Genomic DNA, 10,161 nt, shown 5'->3' on the forward strand with positions numbered 1-10,161 from the left:
GGGGATCGCCCGCCAGGGGGTGTCCGGGGCCGGCAGGGCGTGGGAGAGGGCCAGGGACGTGGCGCCCGCGAGGTCGTGGGGGACGTGGACCGGGCGGTGATCGAGCGTCAGGATCGTGCAGCCGGCCGACTCCAGTTCCGCGCGGACGTTCTGCGGGGGCAACAGGTGGAGGTGGCGCGGCTGGTCGTAGGGGAGCCACCAGCGGCCCAGCAGGGCGGCGAAGACGCTGCGGGGGCTCAGGGTCTCGATGAGCAGGTGGCCGCCCGGGCGCAGGACCGAGAGGGCGGCCCGGAGTTCCGCCCGGGGGTCGGGCGTGCCCTCCAGGTGGTGGAGCATGCTGACCACGTCGTAGCGGGCGCGCAGCGGGGCGGCGACCCGGGGGTCCGTCAGGCGGCCGACGTGGGCCTCCTCGACGCGGTCGGCCGTGCGGGCGCGGACCACACGCGGGGTGGGGTCCAGGCCGTCGAAGGCGGTGTAGGGGAAGAACTGCCGGGCCGTGGCCGGGAAGTGGGCGTGGCCCGTGCCGACGTCGAGCCAGCTCTCCGGCTCGCCGCAGCGCAGCATCGCGCGGGCGGCCGAACGGTGCCGGCGCGGACTGCCGCGCAGGGCGAGGAGGCCGTCGCTCGCCGGGTCCCTGGGTGCCCCGCGCACGGTCCGGTGGTAGAGGGCGAGGCCCTCCACGGTGAGGCGGGGGTTCTGGAAGGTGTGGCCGCACTCCCGGCACGCGTCGACGGTGAAGCTGCCCGGCTTGTACTGCCGCAGGTCACCGGTGCGCAGCCGGTTCCGCAGCCGGTCGGAGCCGCACCAGGGGCAGTCCTCCCGGCGCGGTTCGTGGACCCGTGTGGTCGCTTGGGGGACGGGGGGTGCTGAGGAGGCGGGGTGTGCGGGCATGGGCGGCTCCCGGGCGCGACGGCGTACGGCGGCGGCGTAGGGCGAGGACGTACGGCGGGGATGTCGCACCTACCACGTACGACAATCCTCTGCAAAACGGAACGTATGGGATGCCGATCTTGGGTGCAACGATGTGGCCCTGACGGAGTGGTGATGTGGCGCCGTGCTGTTCGAACCGGGGCCGGTACTGTTCGGCGAATGAGCTCGCTTAATCTCGACGACTTCACCGATCTGATCGAGCGTCCGGACGGCGGGATCCGCCGTGACGCCGAGGCACGCCGGGAGCGACAGATCGTGCCGCCCGGATCGCTGGGCCGCCTCGACGAACTGGGTGAATGGCTGGCGGCGGCGCAGTCCGCCGTGCCGGTCCGGCCGGTCGAACGGCCGCGAGTGGTGCTCTTCGCCGGTGACCACGGCATCGCCGAGCTGGGCGTCTCGGCCCGGCCGGCGGGCGGCGCCGGGGAGTTGGTGCGCGAGGTGCTGGAGGGCGGCCGGCCCGTGTCGGTGCTGGCGCGGCGCCTCGGCGTGCCGGTGCGGATCGTCGACATGGCTCTGGACTGCGATCCCGAGGGCCTGCCGGAGGACGTCGTACGGCACCGGGTGCGGCGCGGCAGCGGGCGGATCGACATCGAGGACGCGCTGACCCTTCAGGAGGCGGAGGCGGCGTTCCGGGCCGGGGTGGCGGTGGCCGACGAGGAGGCCGACTCCGGTACGGATCTGGTGGTGCTCGGCGATGTGAGCGTCGGCGGGACCACGGTCGCGGGTGTGCTGGTCGCGGCGCTGTGCGGGGTGGACGCGTCGGTCGTCACCGGGCGCGGCGGGCTGGCGATCGACGACCTGGCGTGGATGCGCAAGTGCGCGGCGATCCGGGACGCGCTGCGCCGGGCCCGGCCGGTGCTCGGAGACCAGTTGCAGCTGCTGGCCACGGTGGGCGGGGCCGATCTCGCCGCGATGACGGGTTTTCTGCTGCAGAGCGCGGTGCGCAAGCTGCCGGTGGTGCTCGACGGGGTCGTGACGGCCGCGTGCGCACTGGTCGGGCAGCGGATCGCGTTCCGGGCGCCGGACTGGTGGCTGGCCGCGCACGACAGCGGCGAGCCCGGGCAGGCCAAGGCGCTGGACCGGATGGCCCTGGAGCCGCTGCTGACCCACGGGGTGACCGTCGGGGAGGGCGCGGGCGGTCTGCTGGCGCTGCCGCTCGTGCAGGCCGCTGCCGCGCTGGCCGCCGAGCTGCCCGAGAAGCCCAAGGAGTCCGAGGGGCCCGAGGTGACCGAGGAGGCGGCCGGGCCGCAGGGGTCCGAGGAGCCCGCCGAACAGTAGAGGCGCCGAGATCCAGGTCACTCACGCCTGGCTCAACTTCGTCCCGTTCCGGTCGGTCCTGGAACGTGGTGTCGGTTTGACTGAGTCGCAGACACCCGCAGACGTTTCCACGCACCGACGAGGACGACCGCCGGATGACCACGCTCGCCCGCTGGGCCCGCGCCGAATGGGGTGCGCTGTACGCCGCGGTGCGCGGGCCGCTGGCCGCGCGGCGGTGGCGGGCCGCGCCGATGGCGGTCACGGCCGTGTGTCTCACGGCCGTGCTGCACTTCGTGCACAACCAGTCGTGGGGTTACCGGTTCGTGCAGAACATCGGCGCCGTGCGGGCCGAGGACCCGTTGTGGGCGGCTCTGCTGCGGACGCCGCTGTCGCTGTTCGTGCCCGCGCTGGATCTGCCGGTGTGGGGCGCGCTGGTGCAGATCCTGCTGGTGTTCGGCATCGCCGAGCTGTGCCTGGGCTGGTGGCGGACGTTGGCCATCGCCTACGTCGCGACGCTCGCGGGGACGCTGTACGCGCGCCTGGGCATCCGGCTCGGCCCGGACTCCCCGCTCGGCCTGCCCGCCTCGGACGCCTGGGTCGTGGACACCGGGCCGTCGGCGGCGGTGGTGGGCCTGGCCGTGTTCCTCGGCTGGCGCTACCGGGCGTACGTGACGGCCTCGGTGGTGATCGTGGCGATGGTGGTCGAGGTCGCGCTCAAGGAGAACCTCGCGGGCAAGGAGCACCTCGCGGCGATCGTGGCGGTGCTGGTGCTGTGCGCGGCGGGCGAGCTGCGTCAGCGGCGTTCGAGGGACCGGGCGGGTTCGGGGTCGGGCGCGCCGCCGATCCAGTCCTGAAACCTGCGCCGTGGGCCCGCCCAGCGGCGGTCGTGGTGGTAGGCCCGCAGGCCGGATCTCGCTCGGGCACGGGGGCGGTTGCGGTAGAACCGCTTGGCCCATGGGGAGGTGGGGCGGGCCAGCCGTACGGCGCCGATCAGGGCGACGAGGGGGATGATCACGCCCAGCACGGCGATGCGGACCTTGCCCTTGAACAGGGCGATGAGGGCGAACCCGAAGTTCACGAGGACGTTCCCGAGGACGACGGCGCGATTCTGCTGCTGGTCCTCGGAGAGGTCGTTGACGCCCAGCGGCGAGAAGCCGAGCAGGAGCAGGCCGACGAGGGACGCGGTGAGGACAACCATCTCGACGCTCTTGCGCCCGTCCGGGGTCCAGTAGACGTCGGCGAGGTGCAGCACCAGGGCGAACTCGTCGAGGACGAGGCCCGCGCCGATGCCGAAAATCACCGCGGCCAGCGCCGAGCCGAAGCCGTACTGGCCGCCGGCGACCGCGCCGAAGCCGCCGATGATCGTCAGGATGACGCCGGGCACCACGTGGTGGACGTGGACACCGTCGCCGGCGCTGATGTTGCGGAAGGGACCCTTGCCCGCCCGGATGAGACGGGTGATGCCCCGGGTGATCACGAAGGTCAGGACGAAGGAGACGAGAGCGAGAAGCAACGGCAGCTTGCCGGGTTCCATGATGTTCCGCTCGAACCATCCCATATGCGAACTTTATCCTCGGCTGCCGTGCCCGCTCTCCTGACCGGCCGGTAGCCTGCGCCGGTGCCCACCACTTCGCCCCTCGACGGCCTCCGCTTCGCCTTCGGCACCCTCACGGTGATCCCCGTCCGGGTGACCCGGTGGGACCGGGAGGCCGCACGCGGCGGCATGCTGTGCGCCCCGCTGGCCGGTCTCGCCGTCGGCGCCGCCGCCGCCGGGCTCGGGCTGGTGCTGCTGTTCCTCGGTGCGGGCGCCCCGCTCGCCGCCGTGGCGAGCGTCGCCGTGCCGGCCGCCCTCACCCGGGGTCTGCATCTCGACGGGCTCGCGGACACCGCCGACGGGTTGGGCAGCGGCAAGCCCGCCGAGGACGCGCTGCGGATCATGAAGCAGTCGGACATCGGGCCCTTCGGGGTCATCACCCTCGTCCTCACCCTGCTCGCGCAGGTCGCCGCGCTCGCCCAGGCGTACGACGCCTCCTGGGGCCGGGGCGCGTGCGCCGCCGTCGTCTCGGCGACCCTCGCCCGGCTCGCGCTGACCCTGGCGGCCCGGGCCGGGGTACCGGCGGCACGGCCGGAGGGGCTGGGGGCGGCGGTCGCGGGTGTGGTGCCGCCGCGGGGGGCCGCGGTCGCCGCCGTGGCCGTCACCGGGGCCGCCGCGGCGGCCGGTGCCCTCTTCGGGCCGTACGACGTGATCCGGGGCGTGCTCGCGGTCGTCCTCTCCCTGGCCGCCGCCGAGGCCCTGCTGCGCCACTGCGTCCGGCGCTTCGGCGGCGTCACGGGGGACGTCTTCGGCGGTCTGGCGGAGACGGCGGCGACCACGGCGCTGGTCGTTCTGTCACTGGGCTGAAACGATCTCCCCGTCCCTCTCCTGCCCTGGCGGCCCAGCCGCTGGCTTCCTGCCCCGGCACACCACTGATCGGGGGACGTTCATGCCGAAGCTGCGCCGGGTTCTGGCCTGGCTCGTCGATTTCGCGCTGCTCGTGGCGCTGGCCTCGGCGCTCGCCGTGCTCACCTTGCGGCCCGCCGGGCGGCCCTGCCCCTGCGGGGCGGGTTCGGGGTGACGTTCAGCCCGGTCAGTGCCTTACCGAGGGTGCGCCCGGCCGGACCGGCAGCGCGTTCAGCAGGAACAGCGCCACCGCGACCGCCCACCAGCACCGACAGCACAACCTGACCCTCCACCACCAGCAGCACACGGGCCACGGCGTACACGGCGACGTCCGCGGCGGTGGTGACCGCTCTCCCCCGGCCGCCGGTCCCTCGCCGACCGGGTCGCGGGCACCGCGGTCACGGGGATCGGGCTCAGCAGGTCCGTCGCCACACCCCTAGTTCGTACTTCTTGAGCAGTGAACTGAGCTTCAGGCGGCGCGAGTCGGCGCAGAAGCGGGCGGTGGGGAGCTCGTACTCGACGTGGAAGACGGCCTTGCCCGCGGCGATGAACGGCTTCAGGGCGGTGCACTCGCCGTACTGGGCGCACTGTTCGTTGACCGCGAAGTCGAAGTCCCCGACCAGTTCCGGGATCTGGTCCAGGTCGTTCTTCAGGCCGACGGCCAGGCCCCGGTCGTGGGCCAGCCGGGAGATGAGGCGGTTGTAGCGCAGCTGGTCGGTGGCCGTGAGCGGGAAGCCCGTGTCGTTGCGGTAGCCGTCCATGTTGTCGGGCTCCACCGCGTCGAAACCCTTGTCGCGGCACATGTCGATCCTCGCCGCCATGAGCGGTTCCAGGACGTCGGTGCGGCGGATGTCGAGCCAGCGCTCGCCCTTCCAGCCGTTGCCGCGGCCGAGAACGGATGCCGGGAAGTCGCCGGCGTCCGGGCGGAACTCCTCCCAGGCGCCCGTGGAGAGGTAGCAGATGACCTTGCGGCCGTCGCGGTGCAGCCGGGTGACCGTGTTCTCGGAGTGGTCGAAGCCGTCGATGTCGTAGACCGGCACGTCGACGGAGGTGTCCAGGCGTCCGCTGAGCTGCCACTGCCAGGCGGTGCCGGGGCGGGGCTGCCAGCGGGGGCCGGGCTTGTCGTCGGGGGTCTGTGCGCAGCCCGCGAGGAGCAGGACGAGCACGGTGACGAGCAGGGACGGGCGTCTCACGGGGTGTTCTTCTCCGGTTCCGGGGACGGGTGGGACGTTGCCGGATCGCGACGAGTGTGACCCGGTTCACCAGTGTGAGGGATCAAGAAATGGCCACTACGCCACCGGCAGGTGAACGCCCGCAGGAATGAGCGAACCGGGCCACGCGCGTAGTCTCGTCGTCGAGTGTTCGCCGCACCGGGGAAGGCCCCGTGGATACCGGACCCTGAGGTCGGATTAGGGTCGGCTTTCGGGCCCGGTCGACCCACACCGTTCGACCACTGCAACTTCACATCGGAAGCGAGATTTCACCACCGTGACTGCTCTCACTCTCAGCACCTCCGCGGCGCCCGGCCTGCGGGCCGACGCGATCGTGATCGGTGTCGCCAAGGGTGCCAAGGGACCGGTCGTCGCACCGGGCGCCGAGGCCGTGGACAAGGCGTACGACGGCAGGCTCGCCGGCGTTCTGGAGACTCTCGGCGCCTCCGGCGGCGAGGGCGAGGTGACGAAGCTGCCGGCGCCGTCCGGCTTCAAGACACCGCTCGTCCTGGCGGTCGGACTGGGCACGGTCCCCGAGAAGGACGCCGAGTACGGCACCGAGGCCCTGCGCAAGGCCGCCGGCGTCGCCGCCCGCGCCCTGGCCGGGTCGAAGAAGGCCGCCTTCGCGCTGCCGCTGGACGACGCCGCCGACGCCGGTGCGATCGGGGAGGGCGCGCTGCTCGGTGCGTACTCCTTCGACGCCTACAAGGACAACGGCAAGGACCCCAAGGCGAAGAACGGCAAGGCCCCTCTCGCCGAGATCGTCCTGCTCGGCGGCAAGCCGCGCGACAAGGCGTACAAGGCCGCGGTCGAGCGCGCCGTCGCCGTGTCCGAGGAGCTCAACCGCTCCCGCGACCTGGTCAACACCCCGCCGAACGACCTGAACCCCGAGTCGTTCGCCGCGATCGCCCAGGCCGCGGCGAAGGAACACGGCATCAAGATCCAGGTGCTCGACGAGAAGGCCCTGGCCAAGGGCGGCTACGGCGGCATCCTCGGCGTGGGCTCCGGCTCCGCGGCCACCCCGCGCCTGGTCAAGCTGTCGTACACCTCCTCCAAGGCGAAGAAGCACCTCGCCTTCGTCGGCAAGGGCATCACCTACGACTCGGGCGGCATCTCGCTGAAGCCGGCCGGTCACAACGAGACGATGAAGTGCGACATGGCCGGTGCGGCCTCGGTGTTCGCCGCGGTCGTCGCCGCCGCGCGTCTCGGCCTGGAGGTCAACGTCACCGGCTGGCTCGCCCTGGCCGAGAACATGCCCTCCGGGTCCGCGACCCGTCCGGGCGACGTGCTGCGGATGTACAGCGGCAAGACGGTGGAGGTGCTCAACACCGACGCCGAGGGCCGGCTGGTGCTGGCCGACGCGCTGTGGGCGGCGTCGCAGGAGAAGCCGGACGCGATCGTGGACGTGGCGACGCTGACCGGGGCGATGGTGCTGGCGCTGGGCAACCGGACGTTCGGGATCATGGGCAACGACGACGCGTTCCGTGCGGCGCTGGTCGAGGCCGCCGAGGAGGTCGGGGAGCCGGCGTGGCCGATGCCGCTGCCGGAGCACCTGCGCAAGGGGATGGACTCGGCCACGGCCGACATCGCGAACATGGGCGAGCGGATGGGCGGCGGGCTGGTCGCCGGTCTGTTCCTGCGCGAGTTCGTGGGCGAGGGCATCACCTGGGCGCACTTGGACATCGCCGGGCCGGCCTTCAACGAGGGCGGGCCGTTCGGATACACGCCGAAGGGCGGCACGGGGACGGCTGTGCGGACGCTGGTGCGGCTGGCGGAGCTGACGGCTGCCGGGGATCTGGGCTGACCTTCGCCTGAGAGCTCGGTCTCGTCCGTTGTGTGGCGAGTGCGGGGGCGTGGGGGCTGTTCGCGCAGTTCCCCGCGCCCCTTGGGGCCGTCGCCCTCGCGCCCCGCGGCGGAGCCGCAGATCAGACACAGCCCCGCGCCCCTTGGGCGTTGCCCTCCAGGCATCAAAGCGTGGCTCATCTGAACGTGGGGCGTCTCACACCGCAGCCCGGCGTCTCCTTGTGTGCCGACAAGTGCGAAGATGGGGCTCGGCAGGACAGGGCCCCACCGAAGGGCCGAAGAACGAGCGGCCGGACACCAGCCGCCTGCCGGTCACTGACGACCGGCTCACGGCGCACATGCATGGAGGACGTGACGTGGCGAACGACGCCAGCACCGTTTTCGACCTAGTGATCCTCGGCGGTGGCAGCGGTGGTTACGCCGCGGCCCTGCGCGGGGCGCAGCTGGGCCTGGACGTCGCCCTGATCGAGAAGGACAAGGTCGGCGGCACCTGCCTGCACCGGGGATGCATCCCCACCAAGGCCCTGCTGCACGCGGGCGAGATCGCCGACCAGGCCCGCGAGAGCGAGCAGTTCGGTGTGAAGGCATCCTTCGAGGGCATCGACATCGCCGGGGTCCACAAGTACAAGGACGGCGTGGTCGCCGGCCTGTACAAGGGCCTGCAGGGGCTCGTCGCCTCCCGGAAGGTGACGTACATCGAGGGTGAGGGCCGGCTGTCCTCCCCCACGTCCGTCGACGTGAACGGCCGCCGCGTCGAGGGCCGCCACATCCTGCTCGCGACCGGCTCCGTGCCGAAGTCGCTGCCCGGCCTGGACATCGACGGCAACCGGATCATCTCCTCCGACCACGCCCTCGTCCTGGACCGCGTGCCGAAGTCCGCGATCATCCTGGGCGGCGGTGTCATCGGCGTCGAGTTCGCCTCCGCGTGGAAGTCCTTCGGCACCGAGGTCACGATCGTCGAGGGCCTGAAGCACCTCGTCCCGGTCGAGGACGAGAACTCCTCCAAGCTGCTGGAGCGCGCTTTCCGCAAGCGCGGCATCAAGTTCAACCTGGGCACCTTCTTCCAGAAGGCCGAGTACACCCAGGACGGCGTCAAGGTCACCCTCGCCGACGGCAAGGAGTTCGAGGCCGAGATCCTGCTGGTCGCCATCGGCCGCGGCCCGGTCTCCCAGGGCCTGGGCTACGAGGAGCAGGGCGTCGCCATGGACCGCGGCTACGTCCTGGTCGACGAGTACATGCGCACGAACGTGCCGACCATCTCCGCCGTCGGTGACCTCGTCCCGACCCTCCAGCTCGCGCACGTCGGCTTCGCCGAGGGCATCCTGGTGGCGGAGCGCCTGGCCGGTCTGAAGACCGTTCCGATCGACTACGACGGTGTCCCGCGGGTGACGTACTGCCACCCGGAGGTCGCCTCCGTCGGTATCACCGAGGCCAAGGCCAAGGAGATCTACGGTGCGGACAAGGTCGTCGCTCTGAAGTACAACCTCGCGGGCAACGGCAGGAGCAAGATCCTGAACACCGCGGGCGAGATCAAGCTCGTCCAGGTCAAGGACGGTGCCGTCGTCGGCGTCCACATGGTCGGCGACCGCATGGGCGAGCAGGTCGGCGAAGCCCAGCTGATCTACAACTGGGAGGCGCTGCCCGCCGAGGTCGCGCAGCTCATCCACGCCCACCCCACCCAGAGCGAGGCGCTCGGCGAGGCCCACCTGGCCCTGGCCGGCAAGCCCCTCCACGCGCACGACTGACCCCTCGGTCGACACACGCGACGACACAGACTTCCGCACTTTCCGTAAGGAGCAACCGAAACCATGGCGGTTTCCGTAACCCTTCCGGCGCTCGGCGAGAGCGTCACCGAGGGCACTGTCACCCGCTGGCTGAAGGCCGAGGGCGAGCGCGTCGAGGCCGACGAGCCGCTGCTCGAGGTGTCGACCGACAAGGTCGACACCGAGATCCCTTCGCCCGCCGCCGGTGTCCTGGCCTCCATCAAGGTCGCCGAGGACGAGACGGTCGAGGTCGGCGCCGAGCTGGCCCTGATCGACGACGGCAGCGGCGCGCCCGCCGCCGCCCCGGCCCCCGCCGCGGAGCAGGTCGCCGAGCCGGCCCCCGAGCCGGCCGCGGCCGCCCCGTCCACCGAGCAGGCCGCCCCGGCGGCCGCTCCCACCGCCGACGCCGCTGCCGGCGGCGGCTCCGCCGAGGGCACGGACGTCGTCCTGCCCGCGCTCGGCGAGTCCGTCACCGAGGGCACCGTCACCCGCTGGCTGAAGTCGGTCGGTGACAGCGTCGAGGCCGACGAGCCGCTGCTCGAGGTCTCCACCGACAAGGTCGACACCGAGATCCCGGCGCCCACCTCGGGCACGCTGCTGGAGATCGTGGTCGGCGAGGACGAGACCGCCGAGGTCGGCGCCAAGCTCGCCGATGACGGCGAGCTTGGCGCCGACCTCGGCGGTCTCGTCCTCGCCGACCACGATCTCCAGCAGCGTGCCCGAGGTGGGCGCCAAGCTCGCCGTCATCGGCGAGGCG

The 10,161-nt window shown here is 72.3% G+C and carries 10 protein-coding genes; 7 read left to right on the plus strand and 3 right to left on the minus strand.

The window, feature by feature from the left end; all coding sequences use genetic code 11:
- On the minus strand, nt 1-891 hold an 891-nt coding region (locus tag K4G64_RS36040; RefSeq protein WP_221760102.1), incomplete at its 3' end, for a class I SAM-dependent methyltransferase.
- A 198-nt stretch (nt 892-1,089) separates the two neighbouring features.
- Here K4G64_RS36040 and cobT point away from each other — a divergent pair.
- Together cobT and K4G64_RS36050 are read left to right on the plus strand one after the other, a co-directional pair.
- Nucleotides 1,090-2,208 (plus strand): nicotinate-nucleotide--dimethylbenzimidazole phosphoribosyltransferase, encoded by a 1,119-nt coding sequence (gene cobT, locus K4G64_RS36045; RefSeq protein ID WP_221760103.1) that lies wholly within the window; start codon nt 1,090-1,092, stop codon nt 2,206-2,208.
- 134 nt (nt 2,209-2,342) lie between these two features.
- On the plus strand, nt 2,343-3,041 hold the full coding sequence (locus K4G64_RS36050; protein ID WP_221760104.1) for a hypothetical protein: 699 nt from the start codon (nt 2,343-2,345) through the stop codon (nt 3,039-3,041).
- On the opposite strand, the gene K4G64_RS36055 is transcribed toward K4G64_RS36050, so the two are convergent.
- On the minus strand, nt 2,981-3,745 hold the full coding sequence (locus tag K4G64_RS36055; RefSeq protein WP_221760105.1) for a hypothetical protein: 765 nt from the start codon (nt 3,743-3,745) through the stop codon (nt 2,981-2,983). The genes K4G64_RS36050 and K4G64_RS36055 overlap by 61 nt on opposite strands.
- Before the next feature lie 60 nt (nt 3,746-3,805).
- On the opposite strand from K4G64_RS36055, the gene K4G64_RS36060 reads away from it, so the two are divergent.
- Both K4G64_RS36060 and K4G64_RS40805 read left to right on the plus strand, forming a co-directional pair.
- Nucleotides 3,806-4,588, plus strand: coding sequence for an adenosylcobinamide-GDP ribazoletransferase (locus tag K4G64_RS36060; protein ID WP_221760106.1), 783 nt, complete (start codon nt 3,806-3,808; stop codon nt 4,586-4,588).
- 82 nt (nt 4,589-4,670) lie between these two features.
- Nucleotides 4,671-4,802 (plus strand): hypothetical protein, encoded by a 132-nt coding sequence (locus K4G64_RS40805; protein WP_260461454.1) that lies wholly within the window; start codon nt 4,671-4,673, stop codon nt 4,800-4,802.
- Nucleotides 4,803-5,040: 238 nt separating this feature from the next.
- Here the strand turns inward: K4G64_RS40805 and K4G64_RS36065 are convergent, their stop codons facing one another.
- A complete protein-coding gene (locus tag K4G64_RS36065) occupies nt 5,041-5,820 on the minus strand; it encodes an endo alpha-1,4 polygalactosaminidase (RefSeq protein WP_221760107.1) in 780 nt (259 codons plus the stop codon).
- 295 nt (nt 5,821-6,115) lie between these two features.
- On the opposite strand from K4G64_RS36065, the gene K4G64_RS36070 reads away from it, so the two are divergent.
- The 3 genes from K4G64_RS36070 to K4G64_RS36080 form a co-directional block, all read left to right on the plus strand.
- The gene (locus K4G64_RS36070; RefSeq protein WP_221760108.1) at nt 6,116-7,642 is read left to right on the plus strand and encodes a leucyl aminopeptidase; all 1,527 of its coding nucleotides are present in this window, start codon (nt 6,116-6,118) and stop codon (nt 7,640-7,642) included.
- Nucleotides 7,643-7,997: 355 nt separating this feature from the next.
- On the plus strand, nt 7,998-9,386 hold the full coding sequence (gene lpdA / locus K4G64_RS36075) for a dihydrolipoyl dehydrogenase (RefSeq protein WP_221760109.1): 1,389 nt from the start codon (nt 7,998-8,000) through the stop codon (nt 9,384-9,386).
- A gap of 63 nt (nt 9,387-9,449) precedes the next feature.
- A partial coding sequence (locus K4G64_RS36080) for a biotin/lipoyl-containing protein (RefSeq protein WP_374206491.1) occupies nt 9,450-10,161 on the plus strand: 712 nt, incomplete at its 3' end.

The sequence above is a fragment of the Streptomyces sp. WAC04114 genome, assembly GCF_019733245.1.
In the GTDB taxonomy this organism is placed as follows: Bacteria; Actinomycetota; Actinomycetes; order Streptomycetales; family Streptomycetaceae; genus Streptomyces; species Streptomyces massasporeus_A.

Coding starts and splice junctions, on each gene's coding strand:
- cobT (WP_221760103.1), top strand. CDS start 1,090: ATGAGCTCGCTTAATCTCGACGACTTCACCGATCTGATCGAGCGTCCG.
- K4G64_RS36050 (WP_221760104.1), top strand. CDS start 2,343: ATGACCACGCTCGCCCGCTGGGCCCGCGCCGAATGGGGTGCGCTGTAC.
- K4G64_RS36055 (WP_221760105.1), bottom strand. CDS start 3,745: ATGGGATGGTTCGAGCGGAACATCATGGAACCCGGCAAGCTGCCGTTG.
- K4G64_RS40805 (WP_260461454.1), top strand. CDS start 4,671: ATGCCGAAGCTGCGCCGGGTTCTGGCCTGGCTCGTCGATTTCGCGCTG.